Annotated in this window: 15 protein-coding genes and 1 pseudogene; 7 read left to right on the top strand and 9 right to left on the bottom strand. The window is 63.2% G+C overall.

The features are described 5' to 3' along the window. Positions 1-123: 123 nt before the first annotated feature. From FEZ63_RS10820 to FEZ63_RS10835, 4 genes are all read left to right on the top strand, one after another. Positions 124-1,410, top strand: coding sequence for a cystathionine gamma-synthase family protein (locus tag FEZ63_RS10820; RefSeq protein WP_150944233.1), 1,287 nt, complete (start codon positions 124-126; stop codon positions 1,408-1,410). A 166-nt stretch (positions 1,411-1,576) separates the two neighbouring features. Next, complete coding sequence (locus FEZ63_RS10825; RefSeq protein WP_150944235.1) at positions 1,577-3,439, top strand: cation:proton antiporter domain-containing protein; 1,863 nt, start codon at positions 1,577-1,579, stop codon at positions 3,437-3,439. 48 nt (positions 3,440-3,487) lie between these two features. Then, entirely contained in the window at positions 3,488-4,663 is a 1,176-nt protein-coding gene (locus FEZ63_RS10830; RefSeq protein WP_150944238.1) for a vWA domain-containing protein, read from the top strand. A gap of 172 nt (positions 4,664-4,835) precedes the next feature. Continuing rightward, positions 4,836-5,402: a hypothetical protein gene (locus FEZ63_RS10835; RefSeq protein ID WP_150944239.1), complete on the top strand. Its 567-nt coding sequence runs from the start codon at positions 4,836-4,838 to the stop codon at positions 5,400-5,402. A 242-nt stretch (positions 5,403-5,644) separates the two neighbouring features. Here FEZ63_RS10835 and FEZ63_RS10840 read toward each other — a convergent pair whose 3' ends face one another. Both FEZ63_RS10840 and FEZ63_RS10845 read right to left on the bottom strand, forming a co-directional pair. Next, the gene (locus FEZ63_RS10840; protein WP_150944240.1) at positions 5,645-6,070 is read right to left on the bottom strand and encodes a universal stress protein; all 426 of its coding nucleotides are present in this window, start codon (positions 6,068-6,070) and stop codon (positions 5,645-5,647) included. 35 nt (positions 6,071-6,105) lie between these two features. Next, complete coding sequence (locus tag FEZ63_RS10845; RefSeq protein WP_150944241.1) at positions 6,106-6,426, bottom strand: 2Fe-2S iron-sulfur cluster-binding protein; 321 nt, start codon at positions 6,424-6,426, stop codon at positions 6,106-6,108. A 1,254-nt stretch (positions 6,427-7,680) separates the two neighbouring features. Between FEZ63_RS10845 and FEZ63_RS10850 the strand changes: the two genes are divergently transcribed. Then, positions 7,681-12,276 carry an apolipoprotein A-IV repeat region-like domain-containing protein gene (locus FEZ63_RS10850; RefSeq protein ID WP_150944242.1) on the top strand — a complete coding sequence of 1,532 codons (4,596 nt, stop codon included), beginning with the start codon at positions 7,681-7,683 and terminating at the stop codon, positions 12,274-12,276. Positions 12,277-12,420: 144 nt separating this feature from the next. On the opposite strand, the gene FEZ63_RS10855 is transcribed toward FEZ63_RS10850, so the two are convergent. The 4 genes from FEZ63_RS10855 to FEZ63_RS10870 form a co-directional block, all read right to left on the bottom strand. Continuing rightward, positions 12,421-13,086 carry an ABC-type transport auxiliary lipoprotein family protein gene (locus FEZ63_RS10855; protein WP_150944243.1) on the bottom strand — a complete coding sequence of 222 codons (666 nt, stop codon included), beginning with the start codon at positions 13,084-13,086 and terminating at the stop codon, positions 12,421-12,423. A 272-nt stretch (positions 13,087-13,358) separates the two neighbouring features. Further along, the gene (locus FEZ63_RS10860; protein ID WP_150944244.1) at positions 13,359-14,687 is read right to left on the bottom strand and encodes an MlaD family protein; all 1,329 of its coding nucleotides are present in this window, start codon (positions 14,685-14,687) and stop codon (positions 13,359-13,361) included. 8 nt (positions 14,688-14,695) lie between these two features. After that, positions 14,696-15,496, bottom strand: coding sequence for an ABC transporter ATP-binding protein (locus FEZ63_RS10865; protein ID WP_150944245.1), 801 nt, complete (start codon positions 15,494-15,496; stop codon positions 14,696-14,698). 4 nt (positions 15,497-15,500) lie between these two features. Continuing rightward, positions 15,501-16,652: an ABC transporter permease gene (locus FEZ63_RS10870; protein WP_150944620.1), complete on the bottom strand. Its 1,152-nt coding sequence runs from the start codon at positions 16,650-16,652 to the stop codon at positions 15,501-15,503. A gap of 93 nt (positions 16,653-16,745) precedes the next feature. Here FEZ63_RS10870 and dgcA point away from each other — a divergent pair, with 93 nt between their 5' ends. Then, the gene (gene dgcA, locus FEZ63_RS10875) at positions 16,746-17,729 is read left to right on the top strand and encodes an N-acetyl-D-Glu racemase DgcA (RefSeq protein WP_150944246.1); all 984 of its coding nucleotides are present in this window, start codon (positions 16,746-16,748) and stop codon (positions 17,727-17,729) included. On the opposite strand, the gene FEZ63_RS10880 is transcribed toward dgcA, so the two are convergent. The 3 genes and pseudogenes from FEZ63_RS10880 to FEZ63_RS10890 form a co-directional block, all read right to left on the bottom strand. Then, the gene (locus tag FEZ63_RS10880; protein ID WP_150944247.1) at positions 17,708-18,877 is read right to left on the bottom strand and encodes an MFS transporter; all 1,170 of its coding nucleotides are present in this window, start codon (positions 18,875-18,877) and stop codon (positions 17,708-17,710) included. The genes dgcA and FEZ63_RS10880 overlap by 22 nt on opposite strands. A 12-nt stretch (positions 18,878-18,889) precedes the next feature. Beyond that, a pseudogene (locus tag FEZ63_RS10885) lies at positions 18,890-19,114 on the bottom strand (transposase); the annotation flags it as partial. Between the two features lie 116 nt (positions 19,115-19,230). Next, positions 19,231-19,554: a hypothetical protein gene (locus FEZ63_RS10890; RefSeq protein WP_150944249.1), complete on the bottom strand. Its 324-nt coding sequence runs from the start codon at positions 19,552-19,554 to the stop codon at positions 19,231-19,233. Between the two features lie 298 nt (positions 19,555-19,852). Between FEZ63_RS10890 and FEZ63_RS10895 the strand changes: the two genes are divergently transcribed. After that, positions 19,853-21,520, top strand: coding sequence for an arylsulfatase (locus tag FEZ63_RS10895; protein WP_150944251.1), 1,668 nt, complete (start codon positions 19,853-19,855; stop codon positions 21,518-21,520). The last annotated feature ends 13 nt before the right edge of the window (positions 21,521-21,533 follow it).

A 21,533-nucleotide genomic window follows, 5' to 3' on the forward strand; every position in this document is an offset into this window, starting at 1 on the left:
GAAGCACTTCTCCTTTGCGGCGTCAAATCCATCTCTCTCGAGAGGCGCGAGCATGATCGGCCGTCAGACGAGCTTTCGGCAACAGGCCGGTTAGGGTAAGGCTGGCGAAAGGGAGAATGAACCATGGCCTATAACCGCTACCACAAGGACCGGATCGGAAATCACAAGCTCAAGCCCGAGACCCTGATGCTCGGCTACGGGTATGATCCGACCCTCTCGGAAGGCGCCGTCAAGCCGCCCGTCTTTCTCACCTCGACTTTCGTGTTCAACTCGGCTGAGCACGGCAAGGAATTCTTCGATTACGTGGCCGGACGCCGCGAGCCGCCGCAAGGCGAGACCGCCGGCCTCGTCTATTCGCGCTTCAACCACCCCAATGCGGAGATCGTCGAGGATCGCCTGGCGATCTTCGAGGAAACGGAGGCCGGCCTCCTGTTCTCATCCGGCATGTCGGCCATCGCCACGGCGATTCTCGCCTTCGCCAAGCCCGGCGACGTGATCCTCCATTCGCAGCCGCTTTATGGCGGCACCGAAACCCTAATCTCGAAGACCCTCGCCAATCTCGGCATCCAGTCCGCCGGTTTCGGCGATGGCGTCGATGAGGCGAGCATCCGCGCCGCCGCCACGGAAGCGCAAGGCAAGGGCCGGGTGTCGGTGATCCTGGTCGAGTCGCCCTCGAACCCGGTCAACACGATCGTGGACATCGCGCTGATCCGCCGGATCGCCGACGAAATCGGAACGGCGCAGGGGCAGCGGCCGATCATTATGTGCGACAACACTTTGCTCGGGCCCATCTTCCAGAAACCGATCCAGCACGGCGTCGATATCTCGCTTTATTCGCTGACGAAATATGTGGGCGGACACTCGGACCTGATTGCCGGCGCCGCCTTGGGCTCGAAAGAGCTGATGAAGCCGGTGCGCATGCTGCGCTCGGCCATCGGCACGCAGCTCGATCCGCATTCGTGCTGGATGCTCGGCCGTTCGCTTGAAACGCTCGCGCTGCGCATGAACGCCGCCAATCGCAACGGCGAGATCGTGGCGAAATTCCTGAGCGACCATCCCATGGTGACCAAGCTCCATCATCTCGACTACCTGCCCGAAGGCTCGCCGGCCAAGCGGGTCTACGAGGCGCAGTGCTCTGCCCCCGGCTCGACTTTCTCGTTCGACGTCAAGGGCGGCGAGCCGGAAGCCTTCCGGGTTCTGAACGCGCTTCAGGTGTTCAAGCTGGCGGTCAGCCTGGGCGGCACCGAATCGCTGATCTCGCATCCGGCCTCGACCACCCATTCGGGCGTTCCTAAAGCGACCCGCGACCGGCTCGGCGTGAGCGATGCGACGATCCGCGTCTCCATCGGCATCGAGCACCCGGACGACCTGGTGGCCGATCTTGCCCAGGCGCTTTCGACGCTGGGCTGAAAAAGCCGCGGCTTTGCGGACTTCCGGGCATGCGTGCTGCCCGGAAGGACGGCCATTGAGGCGGCAGGCTGCCTCCAGAAGAGGCTAACCCCCTCTGAATCGGATGAGTTTTACCTTGCGCTGCCCGGACCCTTAAAACCATGATGGGCCGAACCGGACGGAGCAAATGGCAGCCGCAATCGACCTTTATGCCTATCAGGAGCCCATTCTATTTCTCGCCACGGCCGGGATCGTCGTTCCTCTCTTTCACCGGCTGAGGATCAGCCCTGTCCTGGGATTTCTGGGCGCGGGCGCCCTGCTCGGGCCTTACGGTTTGGGACGGCTGACGGATGACCACCCGTGGGTCAACTGGCTTACCCTCACCAATCAGGAAGGCACCTCGCACCTTGCCGAATTCGGCGTGGTGTTCCTGCTTTTCACCATCGGCATCGAATTGTCCTGGCAGCGCCTGCGGACCCTGAGGCGCCTGGTCTTCGGGTTCGGCTCGTTGCAGGTGCTCCTGTGCAGCGCTGCCATCGGCGCCCTCGCCTACGGCCTCGTCGGCACGATCACGGGCGCGGCGATCGTCGGGCTTGCTTTTGCGCTCTCCTCCACCGCCATCGTCATCCCGGTCATGGCGGAGCGGAAGCGCCTGAAAACACCCGCCGGCCGGGCAACCTTCTCGGCGCTGATCTTCCAGGACCTGGCGGTCGCGCCGATCCTCTTCACGATCGCGGTTCTCGATACCGGCCAACCCGAGGTCACGACCGCCTCGTTCCTGTGGGCGATGGTTCAGGCCGCCATTGCGCTTGCCCTTCTCGTGGGCGTCGGCCGCCTGATCCTGCGCCCGTTTTTTCAGCTCGCTTCCGCATCGCGCAGTCCCGAGGTGTTCATGGCGGCCTGCCTGCTGGTGGTGATCGTCACCAGCCTGATCGCAGCCGTGAGCGGGCTATCGATGGCGCTCGGCGCGTTCATCGCCGGCATTCTCTTGTCCGAGACCGAATACCGGCGCGCCGTCGACGTGACGATCCAACCCTTCAAGGGCTTGCTGCTCGGCGTCTTCTTCATGTCGGTCGGCATGAATCTCGACCTTTTCCGGCTGCTGGATGCGCCGATCCTGATCCTCACCGCGGCCACGACGATCATCGCCATCAAGGCGCTCATCGTGTTCTTCACGGCGCGGCCATTCGGCCTGACACCGGGTGAAGCCGCCGAGACCGGCCTGCTGCTCGGGCCCGCAGGGGAGTTCGCGCTCGTGATCATCGGCGGTGCGATGGCAGGCGCCCTGATCCCCTCCGCCATTGGCCAGAACCTTCTCATCGTCACGACCTTCACGATGGTCACCATACCGCTCCTCGCCCGCCTCGGGCGCAAGCTCGGCCGGCGTCTGGAAAAAGGCGAGCCGCTCGATCCGATCCTCGCGGCGACGCCCCCGCCCGACGAGGCAGGCCGGGTCATCATCGCCGGCTATGGTCGGGTCGGGCAGCTCGTAGGCGAAATGCTCGCCCGGCACGATGTACCGTTCCTGGCGCTGGACCTGGATCCTGTCCGCGTCGCCGCCGAGCGGCGAGCCGGAAAGCCGGTCTATTTCGGCAACGGCGCGCATCCTGAATTTCTCCGGGCTTGCGGCCTCGATCGGGCTCTCGCCCTCGTGGTGACGCTCGATACACGCGGCTCCATCGAGGCGGTCGTGTCGGCGGCACGGCAGGAGCGGTCCGACATCACCATCGTGGCGCGGGCGCGCGACGCCAAACACGCGGCCGAACTCTACAAGATCGGCGTCGACGATGCGGTGCCCGAGACCATCGAGGCGTCGTTGCAGCTGAGCGAGGCGGTGCTGGCCGATATCGGCGTCCCCATGGGCCTCGTGATCGCCTCGATCCACGAACGCCGCGACGAGTTCAGGTCGATTCTCAAGAGCAGCAATCTTCGGCGCGACCCGGCGCGGACGGAGTTTCGCGCGCGGCGGACGGTCGGAAAATCCTCGACCCGTGCCACTGAGGAAACCAGCACCCCGGTGAGCGGGGCGAAATCGCAGGTGGATGTCTAGCGCATGATGCCGGCTTGACGTTCCCGAACGAGACACGACACTGGTGCGATGTTTCTGAATTTCTTCACCGCTCTGCGCGCCGCCAAGGTGCCCGTCTCATTGCGCGAATACCTGTCGCTGCTCGATGCGCTCGACCAGGATCTCGCCGACAAGAAGGTCGAGGATTTCTATTACCTGTCGCGCGCATGCCTGGTGAAGGACGAACGCCATTTCGACCGCTTCGATCAGGTCTTCGCCAGGACATTCAACGGGATCGAGAGTCTCGGCGAAGCGCATGAGAACCCGGAGATTCCCGCCGAATGGCTCCGGTCGATGGCGGAGCGCTACCTGTCCGACGCGGAAAAACGCGAAATCGAGGCGCTCGGCTGGGACAAGCTGTTCGAGACGCTGAAGAAGCGCCTCGCGGAACAGAAAGAGCGCCATCAGGGCGGCAACAAGTGGATCGGCACCGGCGGCACGTCGCCCTACGGCGCCGATGGCTACAACCCCGAAGGAATCCGCATCGGGCAGGACAAGAACCGCAATTTCCGCGCCGTGAAGGTGTGGGACAAGCGCGAGTTCCGGGATTTCGACGACAGCGTGGAACTGGGCGTTCGCAACATGCGGATCGCGCTCAGGCGATTGCGCCGCTTCGCGCGATCGGGGGCAGTCGAGGAGCTCGATCTCGACGGCACGATCCACGAGACCGCGCATAAAGGCTATCTCGATGTGCGGCTTCGCCCGGAGCGCCGCAACGCCGTCAAGGTCCTGCTGTTTCTCGACGTCGGCGGCTCCATGGATTGGCACATCCAGGCCGCCGAGGAACTGTTCTCGGCCGCGCGTCTCGAGTTCAAGCATTTCGAGCATTTCTATTTCCACAACTGCATCTACGAGAAGGTCTGGAAGGAAAACCGGCGGCGGTTCGACGAAACGATCCCGACCCTGGATGTGATCCGCACCTACCCGTCCGATTACCGGGTGGTGATCGTCAGCGACGCCTCGATGAGCCCTTACGAGATCACCATGCCGGGCGGCTCGGTGGAGCATTGGAACGAGGAGCCGGGCCACATCTGGATCGAGCGGATTCTCGGGCATTTTCCAAAAGCGGTGCTGCTCAACCCGGTGCCGAAACCGCAATGGGGCTACACCCAGTCGATCGCGCTTTTGCGTCAGCTTTTGTCCGACCGCATGTATCCCCTCACGCTCGAAGGAATCGACCAGGCGATGCGCGAACTCGTGCGCTGACGCTCCGTCCAGCGCGCCCTTTCCGTTGTTGCTTCCCTAACGTCATGGCCGGGCATGACGGATCTCCGAAGATAAGATATCGCGCGTCCGATACCGGGCTTCTCTCTTTCGGCGAAACGGTGTCTATGCGGAGCTCGGTTTCTCTCAAGGCCGGCGATCGCCGGACGATTTCATGCCCATCACGTATGAACACAGCCCTCGCCCGGTCGGCGGCCCGATCAGCTTCAGCCTCGACGGCGACAGGCTCACGGTCGATTCCGGCCGGAGGGTCAGCGAAGTGCGCCTTGGCGCGGTCGAGCAGGTGCGAATGACGTTCGAGCCGGGGCGGTTCGCCCAAAAGGCCTATCGCACCCGTGTCACCATGAAGGACGGCAAGGCCTTCGCGTTCTCGTCGCTCAACTGGCGCAGCCTCGTGGAGGCGAGGGAACAAGGGCCGGAATACCGCGCCTTCACCCAATCCCTGTTCGAGGCCATCCTCCGGGCGAACCCGGATGCGCGCTTCGCGGCGGGCAAGTCCTGGCCGGTCTGGCTCATCACGTCGGCGCTGGGGATCGCCTCGCTCATCGCCATGGCGATCCTGATCTGGCGCGCCTTTCAGACCGGCGCCACCAACATCGCCGTTCTCGGGACGTTGTTCGCGCTCGTGGGAATCTGGCAGATCGAACCGATGGTCCGGCTCAACAAACCGCGCCCATTCGACCCCCGCTCGCCCCCGAAGGAATTGCTCCCGCGCTCCTGAATGTGCGAGCCCGTCCCAAAGCCTTATGCTGAGGAAGGCCGGAGGCCTATCTCGAAGCACGAGGCGGTTCCAGAGACCACTGGATGATCCTTCGAGACGCCGCTTTGCGGCTCCTCAGGATGAGGTGGAGTGGAACTCGAAAGGAGCGTGATAGCGCTGTCCTAAAGCCTCATGCTGAGGAGGGCCGGAGGCCTGTCTCGAAGCACGAGGCGTCTCCAGAGACCACTGGAGACGCTGCTGCGTCAGCTGCGCACCACCAGGACCGAGCATTTGGCGTGCCGCACGATCGTCGAGGCGTTCGACCCGAGCAGGAAGCTCGCCATGGTCGGACGGTGGGAGCCGATCACCACCAGATCCGCGCCGGTCTTTTCCGCTTCGTCGAGCACTTCATTGTAGATCGAGCCGAAGCGCACCACCGCCGAGACGCGATCAGCGGGCAGCTTCACGCTGGCGGCGATCTCGGCAAGCTTCTTCTCCGCATCGGCCTGCTGCTCCTCGTCGAAGGCCGGCGGCATGAATTCCATGTAGGTGACGGGAACGATGAAGCGCACATAGATCAGTCGCAACGTGCCCTCGGAGATCGCCGCAAGCGCCGCAGCCTTCTCGATGGCGGGTTGTGCAGCCTCGACTTCGCTGAGATCGACGGGAACCAGAATGGTCTTGAACATGGTGATCGTCTCCGGACGGCGCTGTTTTGAGAAGGCTAACCTTGGCGCTTCGGGGTCTGCACCACAAGCCCATCAAGCTCCGGCCTGACGCGGATCTGGCATGACAGGCGCGAATTCGGCCGGACGTCGGAAGCGAAATCGAGCATGTCCTCTTCCATGGGTTGCGGCGGCCCCACCGCCTCGACCCATTCCTCGTCCACATAGACATGGCAGGTGGCGCAGGAACATGCCCCGCCGCATTCCGCGTCGATCCCCGGCACACCATTGCGGATCGCCGTCTCCATCACCGTCGAGCCCTCCTCGGCCTCGACCTCACGTGACGTACCGGCAGCGTCCATATAAGTAATCTTGATCATCGCGTGCCTCTCGCTACCGGCGCATACTTAAGCGACGGAATGCCGAAAGACGAGACACGGATAGTTCGATTGCCGGCTTTTCGCCATGTTTGCACGGAGCGGCTTTGCCGGGGTCGGCTTAAGCCGCTGGATTTACGGGGCAATGCGCGGTTGCCCTGGGGTGGGTGAGATGGGTGTTTGAGCGGCCGAACGACTGGGCTCGATCAAGATAGGCCGGCGCGGAATTCGCCCGCACCAGCCCAACAACCTCGATTTGACGGCCAAGTCTAACAGCGGCGCGCCCGCCTGACGATTACGCGGCCCCATTCATCCTCTTCCTGAATGGTGACGGTCCGGCAACGTTCACCGTACCTGCTGTCGCGCCAAGCGGCTCGTCGACCCTCTTCGTATCCTCGCGCCCGTTCGACCGCTCTGCGCTCGCGCCAACGCTCTCGCCGCTCGTATCGATCGTCGTCGCTCGGTCCGACGCGGACACTGGGACCATACGGGCCAATACCCAGTTCAACCTGGGCGACTGATGGCGTTGCAAGGAATACGCCCGAGCCCAGCAGGGAAACTGCAGCGAGCAGAACAATTTTCCTCATCACACAAACTCCTGTTGGGACACTTGCAAACCAACGCTTGTGTAATAGCAGGGTTCCGATGCTCGTGACGTTGAAAACTACCTTAGAACACTCTTGCTAAATGGGTTTTTATACCAAATGCAAAGGGGAACGTTGCTTTTCGATCGTTTGGAATTACGCTCTGCCAGCCAACTTCCCATGACACTGCCGATCCGGCATTCGATCTCGCGCGCGGCCGCGTCCCCACCCAATCGGTGGGCCGCGATCTCCAGGCGCGGCGGCTGTGACGGAAGGTCGCCGACGAAATACCTCGACTGACAAAGCCAGCAATGTGGCGGCTCATTCCAACGCTGGAACGCCCGCCGACATCTGTGGTAGAGAGCGGTTCGAGGCTCATCGTCATTTCGGCCCGCCCGATTTTCGGAACGGGAATGAGTATCTTTCAAGCTTTTGATATGGTTAATGTTTGCTAATTGAAGCGGTTACCAAGCCGTTAACGACGTTCCTAAATCACAATGGGCATCGGGTTCCCTTAGTCGGCCTCGGTCGCTAGACTTTATCGGTGAATGGTAGGTTTCCGGCCGGGCTCGCCGCAGATGCGTCGAACGGGGGAAATCTGGTGTGCCGCGGCCATTTTGCCGCTGCCCTGCCGGGCTCCAACCACTATTCAGTTGCGTCACGAGGACTGATCATGGCGATCGAAAACAAGAAGATGAAAGACCCGGCCGAGGCAGCTTTGTCAGCTGTCGAACAGGCGCTGAACCTCGACGAGGTCATCAGCCTGCATCCGTCCGAACGGTCCGATGGCAGCCGGGTCGATGATCCGAAGCTGCCAGACATCGACGACCATGACTTTACCAAGGGCGCCTTTGCCGACATCGAGGCGAACGCGCCGCGTGAGCGCTACAGCCCGCGGGATCTCGACGACAGCCAGCGCTCAAGCTTCATCGCGCCGGACCGCGCCGCAGTCGCCAATGACGACCGGCAGAATGTCGGGACCATGCTGCAGGCCTTGCAGGTTCGCCCGTCGGGCCGCGCCTACAATGTGGCGACACTTCTGTCTCTGCTGTGGATCGCGGGCGGCGCCTTCTCGCTCTATTCGCAGGGGATCACGACGCCCGAACAGCTTCTCGCGGCCTATACCCCGGCCCAGCTCTCGGTTGCGGCACTCGTGCTGATTTCCCCCATCATCCTGTTCTTCATCGCCGCGATGCTCACCGTGCGTTCGCGCGAAATGAAGCAGGTTGCCCGCGCCGTCGGCGAAGTCGCCATGCGGCTTGCCCAGCCGGAGAATTTTTCCACCGACGCGGTGCTGTCCGTCTCGCAGGCGGTTCGCCGCGAAATCGCCGCCGTCGGCGACGGCGTGGAGCGGGCACTGGCCCGTGCCGGCGAACTGGAAACGCTCGTCCGCAGTGAAATCTCGACCCTCGAGCGAGCCTATTCGGACAATGAAATCCGCATTCGCTCGTTGATCGACGAATTGGTCACCCAGCGCGAGTCGGTCGTGACCAACGCCGAGCGCGTGCGGTCCGCGATCACCGGTTCGCATCAGCACATGACGCAGGATCTCGACGAGGCCGCCGAGCGCGTCGTCTCCGCGATCAATGGCGCGGGCGAACGGGTGACCGGATCGCTGGAACAGCGCGGCGAACAGATCACCCAGGCCCTTGGCCGCGCCGGCGAACGGGTCGTCGAAGAAATGGCGAGCCGCGGCGTCGAACTGGTCGACCGGCTGTCGGGCGCCAGCGACGAGATCAAGGTCGGCATCTCGAATGTCGGCACCAACATCACGGCCGCGCTCGAAGACAAGGCACAGGATATTACCGGCGCGTTCGAGCGCACTGGCGACCTCCTCACCCGCCATCTCCAGGATGGTGCCGGACAGGTCACGCGCACGCTCGCCGAAACCGGCCGCGGCGTGATCGACGCGCTCGCCCAGCAAGGCACGGATGTGCGCGAGGCGTTCGAGCAGACCGCGAAATCGCTGGAAGACAGCTTTGCCCAGCGGGGTACGCAGATCACCGAGCAATTGTCGGCAACCAGCACCCAGATCACCGACGATTTCTCTGCCCGCGCCATCGACATGCGCGAGCAGCTCGTGACGACCGGCGCCTCCATCGTTCAGGACATCGCCTCCAACGGCGGCAGCCTGCGCGAGGCCTTCGCGACCACCGCGACCACGCTGCTCGAAGAGATGACGACACGCAGTGAGGCCTTGCGCGAACAACTGGCCTCGACCGGCGTCGAAGTGGTGGACGAAATCGTGGTGCGCGGCGGCGAGTTCCGGGAAAAGCTTGCGACCACCGCAATGGAAGTCACCAGCGAGATCGCCGCACGCGGCGCGGAAGTCCGCGAGCATCTCGAAGGCGCGGTGCGGCTTGCAGATGAATCCATCGGCACCCGTGTCGAGGATCTCGCCGTACGCCTCGAATCCGCCAGCCTGCGCGTCAGCGAAACGGTCGGCGTTCAGGGCCAGGCCCTCGAAGGCAGCCTCACGGCGATGGGCGAGCGCATCACCTCGCTCATGGGCGTTAAGGTCGACGAGTTCCAGGCCGCCTATGAAACGCGCGGCGAGCAGTTCTCCGCCGCCCTCACCCGGCAGGCCGACGACGCGCAGACCCGCCTTGCCGGGACCGGCAAGGACATTGTTCTCGCAATCGCCACCCAAGGCGCGCGGGTCAACGAAGCACTCAACCGGACCGCCGACACGTTGTCGACGACGGTCGATACCCGCACCCGCGAGATGGAAGAGACGCTCGGCTCCCGCCTCGCCGCATTCGAGGACGTCATGGGCCGCGGCGGCGAAGTCGCCGAACGCATCTCGCGCGATGTGGGCAGCCTCACCGACACGATCAGCGGACGCTTCGAGGAGATGGACCGCCTCATCACCGTGCAGGGCCGCACGATGGCAGAATCGTTCTCGGAACGGGCTCGCGAAGCGACCGGGGCCATCGAGGTGCAGCTCACCGCGCTCGAGGAACATGCCACGCGCCGCACCTCCGAAATCACCGGCAATTTCGACGCCATCGTCGAACGTGTGGACAATGCGCTCAGCACGCGCTCGACGGCGCTCAACGAGACGCTGGTCGTGCGGACCGGCGAACTGGCGCGCGTCATGGCCGAAGGCGGCCGCGACATGGCAAGCACGCTCCAGAGCCGTGTCGACGAGATCGGCGAAGCCATGACGGCCAGGAGCGTCGCCATCACGGATTCGCTCGCCGCTCGCGCCGATCAGATCAGCGCGACGCTCGGGGCACGTGCGTCGGAAATCAACGCCACCCTCGGCAACCGCGCCGAGGAAATCGCCAGCACGCTCGACCAGCGCGTCTCGATGTTCGAGCATCGCGTGGTCAATCGTCTCGACGGGGTGGTGGAGGCCATCGACGAGAAGGGCCAAGCCGTTCTCGGCTCCCTCGGCGGGCGCATCGGCGAGATCCGCGGCATCTTCGACACGCAGGGCCTGTCGCTGGTGTCGAGCCTCGGCGAACGCAGCGAGTCGATCGGACGCGAAGTTGCGGCCATTACCGACGCCGTCATCGAGGGCCTGCAGGATCGCAGCAATTCCGTGCTGTCCTCGCTGCAGGAACGGGCATCGGAAGTCACCTCGTCCTACATGCAATCCACCGAAGCGATGCGCGCTGCCATCGACGAAGGCTCGTCCCGTGCGGTCGAAACCCTCATCGGCACCAACGAAAAGCTTCGCGACGAATTGTCGGAAGTTCTCGGACGTCTGCAGGACGCCAACCGCCTGCTGCAGCAGGTCTCGGCCAGCGCCAGCGGCAATCTCGGCGCCATCGAGGACGGACTCAGCAGCCGCGTGCAGCAGATCGAAGGTCTTCTCTCCGAAGTTGCGTCGCAAACCGGCCGCGCTTCCGAACAGGTCGCCGATCAGGTCGAGGCGCTGCGCTCCGTGTCCTCCGGCGCGATCCAGCAGGCAACCGAACTGGCACACGCACTCGAAGAGCGGGGCCGCTCGCTCACCGAAGGTGTCGGCACGCAGTTGCAGACACTGACGGAAGCCGCCTCCTCGCTCGAACAGGCGGAAAGCCGCATGAGCTCGGCCCTGGCCGGTCGCGAACAATCCCTCAACGAGCTCCTGGGCCGCATCAGCACACGGTCGGAAAATCTCGAGGCGGTCACCCGGTCGTTCACCGCATTGGTGGAGGGCTCGCTGCAGAACGCGGAATCCAAAGCCCGTCAGATCGGGTCCATTCTGGCCAATTCGGCAGAGGCGACCACCCATGCGATCGGCGAACAGTTCGAGCGCATCCGCAGCTCGACCGGCGCGGAAGGCGAACGCACCGCATCCGCGCTCCGCAGCGCCTATGAGCAGGCCGCAGCCGAAATGGCCGAAGCACTCAACAGCGCCACGGCGAAATTCCGCGACACCATGAACGAGATGCGCGGCATGACCGGGCAAATCCAGCGTGAGCTGGAAAACACGCGCGCCGAACTCCATCGCGGCGTCGTCGAGTTGCCGCAGGAGACGCAGGAGACGACAGCCAACATGCGCCGTGTCGTCGCCGACCAGATCAAGGCGCTGAACGAGCTTTCGGCGCTGGTGTCGCGCTCCAACCGCGTCGTCGACGCGGCTCCCGCGGTCCAGCCGCGCCGGGTCAACGAGGCGGCCTCGATCGCCGCTGTCGCGGCGGTGGTGGAACAGCGCCCGGTTCCCGCGGTCGCGGCGGCTCCGATCCCCATGAACGCCCCGGCTGCGACTTTCGCCCGTCATGTGGAGCCGAAAGCGGCGCCCGTGCAAACCCCTGCACCAGCGCCGGCTCCCGCACCGATGCGTCAGGCGCCGCCCGTGGCGGAGCGCCCTGCCCCGCGCCGCGAGGATCCGGCCAACCGCAGCGGATGGCTCTCGGGCCTGCTCGACCGGGCCTCGCGCGACGAGGAAGAGCATGGACGCGCTGGCGGTCGGCCCGATCGCTCGCGGGTCAACAGCCTCGAATCCCTCGATTCCATCTCGGTTGATATTGCGCGGATGATCGACCACGACGCGGCCGTCGAATTGTGGGATCGCTACAAGCGCGGCGAGAGCAAGGTGTTTACGCGCCGGCTCTATACGCTCCAAGGGCAGCAGACCTTCGACGAGATCCGCCGCAAATACGGGCGCGATCCTGAATTCAAGGCGACCGTTGATCGCTACGTGGAAGAGTTCGAGCGGCTTCTCGCCGAAGTCTCCCGCGATGATCGCGACTCGATGCTGACCAAGACCTACCTGACGTCGGAAACCGGCAAGGTCTACACCATGCTGGCCCATGCGAGTGGCAGGCTGGACTGATCACGCGCCGAAAGCGGAAACGAAAACGCGGCCCATCGAGGCCGCGTTTTTTGTTCGCTGGATAATCCGGGGCGTTGGTGGGCGATTTTCCGCTGGCTCATGCACCAGGGGATCGCAATCGAAGGCGACTGAGACGCTGCGCTGTCAGCTTGGCGCTGCGCCGCTCGCCTCGCTCGCGGTCTCGCGACGCGGCAGGCGATTGCCGCTGACCCAGCGCACGATGTCGAGCATGACCACCGAGAGAGCCTCGTCGAGGGCGCGGGCGGCATTGGCGGCGTCGATCGCCGCTGCCGGCACACGGGCGCGGAAGATGCGCGCGTTGACGATGCGGCCGGTGCCGTCATTGACGATCTTCACCGACATTTCCACGAACGCCTCATTGGCCGGTGTGGCGATTTCGAAGCTTCGGAGCTCGGAGATCAACTGCACGTCGGCCACCGCCCCGCTGCTCGGGCGCGAGACGCCGCGAAGCTGGGACGCGTTCTCGAAGGTGTTGATGAGGCGGGTCTGGATCAGGCGCGGAAGATTGTCGGACCATTGCCCGCCGCCGAGAAAGCTGATGGCGCCGGTCTGATCCTTGACGATGAGCTGCTGCGTCGAGAGCACCTGCAGCGCCGAAGGCTCGTTGACCGAAATCTGCAGGCCCGAGGCCCCGCCGATCCGCGATGTGGGCGCCGACAGGTCGTAGGTGGTCGGGGCCGGGCCCGAGGAACAACCGGCCGACAGTGCACCCAGGAGCAGCACGCAGGATACGCGACCGAGCGATCCGACTCGATTGAAGTTGAAGGAAAGCACTGATGACCCACACATTGTTCGAGCTTAAGGCGCTCTCCCGCCAGACCGAAATGCCTCTGAAAGGAATCCACTCCCGACCATTAACTTGAGCATACGCCGGAAAGTTCAGTCAATGTCCAGCGGGAAGCTCCGGAACGTGACGCCGAAACGCCGGGAGCGGCTTTCGGGTCACATCATGCTCCGGATGACGAGAGCCTGATCCGGCGAAGTGGATACCGGTTCGCCGAAAGATCATGCGCCAAAACAGAGAGATAGAGGCGGATCAGATTCGAAGAAACGATCCGGCTCTAGCGACGCCCGTTGTATTCGGGAAGGGCCGGCTTGCCGCCGAAGATGAATTGCTGCGGGTTGCGCTCGATGCTCCGGACGGCGCGGCTGATGTCGTTGAGCGCCTTGCGGCCCTCGACGGCCAGCGCCTCATATTCCCGCAGGCCCGAATCCGTGAACTTGCCGACGCCGGTGAGGATGCCGGTGGTGCGCTGGTTCAGATTGTCGGCGAGGATCCGGACGGAGTCGGCCGCCGCCTTGATCTGCTCGAAGGCACTCTGCCCTTCCTCGCCCGAGGCCGAGCCGAGGAACGTTTTGGCCGCCTCGAGTACGGAATCGATCTTGTCGGCCGATTTGTTGAGCTTCTCGGTGATCGAGCGCGCCTCGACGATCGCCTTGTCGACGTCAGGCGTGCGCTCGCGTAGGGTCTGGCTGAACACGTCGGCATTATCGACGACGCGGCCGACCTTGGCCGGGTCGATGGCTTTGGTCAGGGTGCTGAGTTCCGTGAGTGCGGAGTCAAGCTTTGGAGCCGAATCGTTCAAGCGCCCCACCAGGGTGGCGGCGTCGGCCAGCGCCTTGCTGATGTCGGCGCGGCTGTCGCTGAGGCTGGTGGTGAAATTGTCCACATTCTCGACGATGCGCGCGACGCGATCGCGATCAACCGACCGGACCACCTCGTCGAGATCGGCCGCGAGCGTTTCGAGCTTCTCGGCCAGCGGCCCGACCTTTTCCGCCGCTTGGCCGATCTGAGCAAGGAAACTGTCGATGCCGTCGGCGTTCTCGCCCAAGGCCTGCGAGAACTTCTCGACGTTCTGGACGGTGCGGTTGATCGAGGCCTCGTTGTCGGTGATGACACGGCTGACCCGCTCCATCACGTCGTCGGCCCGGCGCGCGATGTTGCGGGCGGATTCGATGAGATCCTGGAAATCGGACCGGTCGGCGAAAATGGTCGGCAGAGGCTGGCCGGGACCAGCGACCAACGGCGGAGCGCCAGGCTCACCACCCGTCAGCGCGATCGCCGCCACGCCGGTCAGACCCTGATATTCGAGGCGCGCGCGGGTGTCGGCGCGAATGGGCGTGGTGCCTTCGACCTGAATGATGGCAACGACGCGACGCGGGTCCTCGGGCAGAAGGCTGATTTCGGTGACCTCGCCGACCCGCAGGCCGTTGAAGGAGGCGATCGACCCCTTCGAGAGGCCCGAGACTGAACCGGCAAACACCACGCGAACGGATTGCCGGGCCTGGCCACGGTCGCCACCGGAGAACCAGTAGACGAAGCCGAAACCGGCCGCGATCACCGCGAGGGTGAACAATCCGATCAGGGCGTAATTCGCACGCGTTTCCATCGTTGACCTTAAGCCCCGGTCGCCATGACGGCGCGGGCTCTCTTCCCATGAAAATAGGCGCGGAGCCAAGGATGATCCGATGCAAGCATCGTCTCGATGGTGCCCTCCGCCAGTATCTTGCCGTCGCCCAGGGCGGCGATCCGATCGCAGACCGTATGAAGACTATCCAGGTCATGCGTTACCATGAATACCGTCAGGCCTAAAGTCCGCTGTAACGTCGCAATCAGCTCGTCGAACTCGCCGGCGCCGATGGGATCGAGGCCGGAGGTCGGCTCGTCGAGGAACAGGATATCGGGATCGAGCGACAACGCCCGGGCCAGTGCCGCGCGCTTGATCATGCCGCCCGAGAGCTCGGATGGAAGCTTGTCGGCGGCATCGGGATTGAGGCCGACCATTTCGATCTTGAGCATGGCCAGTTCGTCGAGCAGGCGATCCGACAGGTCGAGAAACTCGCGCATCGGCACCTGGACGTTCTGCTTCACGGTCAGTGCGGAGAACAGGGCTCCCTGCTGGAACAGCACGCCCCAGCGGCGCTCCAGCAGCCGCCGTTCCGAGGGTGACAGGCTGTCGAGGTTCTGGCCCAGCACCTCGATGGTGCCGGCGCGCTTGGGGACCAATCCGAGAATGGCGCGGGTCAGGACCGACTTGCCTTGCCCGGAAGCGCCCACGAAACCCAGAATCTCGCCGCGATAGACGTCGAGGTCGAGCCCCTTCAGGATGGTCTTCTCCCCGAAGCCGACCTCGATGTCGCGCACGCGAATGACGATTTCGCGCTCGTCGTCGGGAACGGAATGGCGCCTGTCGAGCATCGTTTCAGAACCTGATCGCTGCGAAGAACATGGCGAAAAGCCCATCGATCACGATCACCATGAAGATGGCCTTCACCACGGACGAGGTGACATGCCGGCCCAGCGATTCCGCCGAACCTTCGACCGCCATGCCCTCGAGGGTGGCGATAATGCCGATGACCAAGGCCATGAACGGCGCCTTGATGATCCCGACGAGGAAGGTGTGATAATCGACGGCCGCTTTCAGCCGCGAGAGAAAGACGTCCGGGCTCACGTCGCCGTAAAGCCACGCCGTGATGCCGCCGCCAAGCAGCGCCGCGATGGAGGAAATGAAGGTCAGGAGCGGCAGCCCGATCAGCAGCGCGAAGATGCGCGGCACGATCAGGACCTCGATCGGGTCCAGACCCATGACTCGCAATGCATCGATCTCCTCCCGCATCTTCATGGAGCCGATCTCGGCGGTGAAGGCGGAACCGGAGCGGCCCGCCACCATGATCGAGGTGAGCAGCACCGCCAGCTCGCGCAGGATCAGAATGCCGATCAGGTCGACCACGAAAGGGGTCGCGCCGAAGCGCACAAGCTGGAAGATGCCCTGCTGCGCGATGATGCAGCCGACCAGGAAAGAGATCAGGACGATGATCGGAACGCCCTTGTAGGCGATCTGCTCGAGCTGGTTGACGACGGCGGCGCCGCGAAACCGGCTCGGATTGAGGATGATGCGGATAATCGCCGCAATGAGCTCGCCCAGAAACGCGACACCGCTGACAAGATCATGGCCCGCGTCGTGGACGGTGCGTCCCACATCGACCAGGAAATCGACGAAACGCGAGTGCTTGACCGGTTTGGTCTCCTGAAACCCGCGATAGGCCACCTCGTCGAGGAGGATCTGCTGTTCGGGGTCCGCATTGGCAAAATCCGCCGAAAGGTCGCGCTTTCCGAGATCGTGACGGGTGCGGTCGAGGACCCACGCGCCCAGGGTATCGAGCCTGTGGACGCCGGCGAGATCGATGATGATGTGATGCGTGTCCGTCTCGGCGGTGATTTCGTCCGCAATGCGCTCGACCGCGGCCGCGTACTCGGCCGTCCAGTACCCGGCGAGCTTCGCCGTGACCCGGTCGCCCGTCCGTTCGATTTCGACCTCCGGCTCTTGAGCCAATGCGCTCTGCGGCACGATCATCCTTCCGGCGTTGACGACGCCATCGATTCCGCTTGGTGATAGCGTGTTGCTACGCCACAAGTCGAGCCGAGTTTCAGCAACAGGGACGAGAGAATGCGTCAACTCACCGTCAGCATCGAGCGGTTTCCCATCGCCGGCACCTTCACCATCGCGCGTGGGTCCCGCACCGAGGCCGTCGTCGTGACGGCTACGATCTCGGAGAACGGCGCGGTCGGACGCGGCGAGTGCGTCCCCTACCCGCGCTACGGCGAGACGGTCGAGGGCGTCGCTGCCGCCATCGAGGCCCTGCGACTGCAAATCGAAGCCGGGCTGACGCGCGAGGGATTGCAATCGGCCATGCCGGCCGGAGCGGCACGAAATGCGGTGGATTGCGCGCTCTGGGATCTCGACGCGAAGCGCTCCGGCATCCGCGCTCATGTAACAGCCGGCATCGACCGCTGGCCACCGGCCACGACCGCCTACACGATCAGCCTCGCGGCCCCGGAGGTCATGGCCGAGGCCGCGGCAAAAGCCGCCGACCGGCCGATCCTGAAGGTGAAATTCGGTGGCGAGGGGGGCGATCTGGAGCGCATCGCGGCGGTTCGTCGCGCGGCCCCTGACGCAACCCTGATCGCGGACGCGAACGAAGGCTGGACCGAGCACAACCTGGCGGAGCATTTTGCCGCCTGCGCCGAGGCCGGCTACGTCCTGGTCGAGCAGCCGCTGCCGGCGGCGAATGACGGTTTTCTGGCAACGCTTGCCCGCCCGGTGGCGATCTGCGCCGACGAAAGCGTCCACGACCGCGCAAGCCTCAAGCGCCTCGTGGGCCTCTATGATGCCGTCAACATCAAGCTCGACAAAACCGGCGGCCTGACGGAGGCGCTGGAACTCGCCGAGGCTGCGCAGGCGCAGGGCTTCTCGTTGATGATCGGCTGCATGGTCGGCACCTCGCTTGCGATGGCGCCCGCCATGGTACTGGCGCCACGGGCGCGGTTCGTCGATCTCGACGGCCCGCTGCTTCTCGCCAAGGATCGGGAGCCGGCGCTGACCTATGACGGCAGTATCGTCTATCCGCCTCAGCCGGCTCTCTGGGGCTGATTTTTCAGCATCCGCGCGGCAACCAGCGTCAGGATGAAGCCGGCAGCGCCCAGCGGCGCCATGGCGGCGAACACGGCGGCACCGGATTCGCGATAGATCACGCCGCTGGCGATGGTCGCAGTCGCGGTCGTCAAGGCTGCGAGCGAGCCATAAATGCCCTGCGCTCGTCCCCGGACGCGAGTGGGTGCGAGCGCCGTCAAGGCCGCCATCGCGCCAAGGTGCGAGGCGCCGAACGACAGGCTGTGCATCGCCTGCAGCACGAAGGTGGTCGCCATATCGGGCTGGAGCGACATGATGCTGAACCGGATCGCGGAGGCGCCGGAGCCGATCAGCAACAATCCGAGCCCAGAGCCGCGTCCCACCGCCTGCCCCAGCACCATGAAAACGATGATTTCGGCGATCACGCCTGCAGCCCAGAAATAGCCGATCGCCGCATCGGCAAACCCCAGCGATTGCCAATAGATGCTCGCGAAGGCGTTGAGCGCCCCGTGGCTGCCCTGCGTCAGCGCGGCGGCGATCATGACGATCCACAAAACCTTCGGCAGCACGGTGGAGGCCGCCATTTCGCTTGGCGCCGCAGAGGCGATTTCCGATAACGGCTTGGGGACGGCCAGCAGAGTGGCGGTGATCCCGAGGGCAGGTATGAGCGACAGCGCCAACGGCACAACGCCCGCCCCGAACGCGCCGACGAGATAGCCGCCGACGATGTTGGCGACGAAGAACGCAATGGAGCCGACGCCCCGCAACCGGCCATAATTCAGGCCGGGATAACGCTGCACCGCCGACGTCGTCACCAGATCGTTGCCCGGGATGACGGCAGCCTGGGTGATGGATACCAGTGCGACGAGGCCGGTGATCGTGACGCTGTCCTGCGCCAGGAAAAGCAAGGGAAACCCGATCATCTGGCCGAGATGGCTGATCACCAGGAGGCGCCGGGCGCCGAAGGACCTGTCGGCGAGGCTCAGGAGCGGCGCGGTCGCGAGAATCCGGACGATGATGGGAATGGCGACCACCAGGCCGATAAGCGCCGGATCGAGCCCCTTGCTCTGGAGCCAGAGGGGAAAGAACGGCAGATAGAAGCCGTGGCTGAAAAAGCTCGCCGCGTGCAGGGCGGATAATCGGACTGCCAGAGCTTTGGGACGCGACATGGTCAAAAGGGCCTAGGGCGTGGATTCATAAGCGCGTCGCCAAGTTCGGATTGATGCCAGTTTGATGAAGGCGAGGTAGTTTGCGGCGAGTTTGTCATACCTGGTCGCAACCCGCCGACACTGCTTGATCCTGTTGAAGAAGCGCTCAACCAAGTTGCGGGCGCGGTACAGATAAGGGCTAAAGCAGATAGGCTCTTTGCGATTTCGCTCCGGAGGAATGTTGGCCAACGCACCCTGGCAAAATCGACGCGAATGACTCAAAGCAGACATGTACCCAATTTCAACGTCCCGCGCTTTCACCCAGGTACGGTTTCAGCGCCAATCGTGTCGACTAGCGAACTTGTGCCTTCCGCTTAGTGCTTTATGCGCATTTCTATGACGTCTATGGCAAGCAAATCAGTATAGCGACGTTCCGCCGCCTCGACGAACTCTTCTGCGAAGCGAGACCCTTGCTCCTGTATCAACGCTTGAGAAGCTTCCTTCTTCTCGTCATGGCAAGACATGATGGCATAGCGCGCGACCACAGGAGCGCTTTCTGCACTCTTTGAGAATCGTTTCGCTGCAGCGTCAGCACAGGCTCGCCATTTTTCAAGGGCCAAGTTTCCTTTCCCTTTTTCTTGTGCGAATGCGATGGTGGTGATCAGGCACCCGATACCAATCAAGATAATTTTGCGCATGTTGTCCCGCTCCCAATAGACGGACCGTCACATTGAAAATGCGAAAGTCGCACAACCAATCCAAACGTGGATGCTTCCCATTCTTAGTGGGACCTGTTTCACCAATTCACTTTCGCACAGCCGCCAAGCCTTTGTGAAGAACAATTCCAGACCTCACCAGAACAGCGGCTGGGCTGCTCGCCCTAGCTGACGAAGCGATTATTAAATTCGATCCAACTATTTCCAATCTTAGGGTCAACAACTAGGCTCCAAGAGCTTCACCTAGCTTAGAGGCATGCCGCTGCCCAAGGAGAACGCAATGGCGAAAAAAGAAAGCTCCGACCGCAGGCCCACTATTAGCCGCCGTAAAATTCTACTTGGTGGCACGAGCATTGCCGCGGCTTCTGCATTGTCGGCCGCCGCGCCGGTGAAAACGGCTCAGGCGCAGCAACGGCCGGCGGTGTCACCATCCGGACGCAAGCCCAACATCCTCATGATCATGGCCGATGACATCGGTTGGTTCAATGTGAGCGCCTACAATCTGGGCGTTATGGGATACCAAACGCCCAATATCGACCGCATCGCCAAAGAGGGGGCGCTGTTTACCGATTGGTACGGTGAGCAAAGTTGCACAGCAGGACGTGCGGCCTTCATCACCGGACAATCGCCGATCAGGACCGGACTGACCAAAGTGGGATTGCCGGGTGCAGCCATCGGACTTCATGCCGAGGACATAAGTGTCGCGGAAGCCCTGAAGCCGCTTGGCTACGCCACCGGCCAATTCGGCAAGAACCATCTCGGCGACCGCAACGAATATCTGCCGACCGTACACGGCTTCGACGAGTTCTTTGGCAATCTCTACCATCTCAACGCGGAGGAAGAGCCTCAGAATCCGGACTACCCCAAGGACCCGAAGTTTCGGACCAAGTTTGGGCCGCGCGGCGTACTGAAATGCAAAGCCACCGACGTGGATGACGCGACCGTCGATCCCGCCTACGGACGTGTGGGTAAGCAGACAATCGAAAACACCGGCCCGCTTGACACCAAGCGGATGCAGACCGTGGACGAGGAGTTCATCGGCGCGGCCATCGATTTCATCGACCGCAAGCACCAAGCTAACACTCCCTGGTTCTGTTACTTCAACCCAACACGCATGCATGTATGGACGCACCTGAAGCCTGCTTCCGAAGGAAAGACCAAGCTCGGACCCTATCCCGACGGTATGGTAGAGCTTGACGGTTTGGTCGGACAGTTGCTCAAGAAGCTTGACGACCTCGGTATCGCCGACAACACCATCGTCCTGTTCACCTCTGACAACGGCGCGGAGATCGTATCCTGGCCGGATGGCGGAGCTACCCCGTTCCGTGGCGAGAAAGCGACCAATTGGGAAGGCGGTTATCGTGTGCCGACGGTGATCCGCTGGCCCGGCACTATCAAGCCCGGCACGATCTATAATGATATGTTCTCGCATTACGATCTACTACCGACGTTCGCCGCAGCGGGCGGCGATCCTGACATCGTCAACAAATGCTTGCGGGGCGCGCGGATCGGCGACAAGGACTTCAAAGTCCATCTCGACGGCTTCAATCTCATTCCCTTCTTCAGGGGTGACACCAAGGAAGAACCGCGCCGCGAGTTCGTTTACTGGAACGATGACGGTCAACTTGTTGCGATTCGGGTTAACGAGTGGAAATGCGTCTTCCTTGAGCAGAACAACAAGGGAATCGGCGTCTGGTCAGGGCAATTTACAGAATTGCGCCTGCCGAAGCTGTTCAACTTGCGCGCTGATCCGTTCGAGCGCGGGGACGAGTCCATTCTTTATGACAGATGGATGATTGAACGCGCCTTCGTCCAGGTGCCCATGCAGGCGCTCGCTACTCAATGGCTGCAAAGTTTCAACGAATTTCCGGTGCGGCAGAAGCCCGCGAGTTTCAACCTCGACGCGGTGATAACGAAGCTGGAGAAGACCGGGGCTACCGCTCCCTGACGACGGCAAGATC

This window comes from Microvirga brassicacearum (assembly GCF_008757455.1).
GTDB lineage: Bacteria > Pseudomonadota > Alphaproteobacteria > Rhizobiales > Beijerinckiaceae > Microvirga > Microvirga brassicacearum.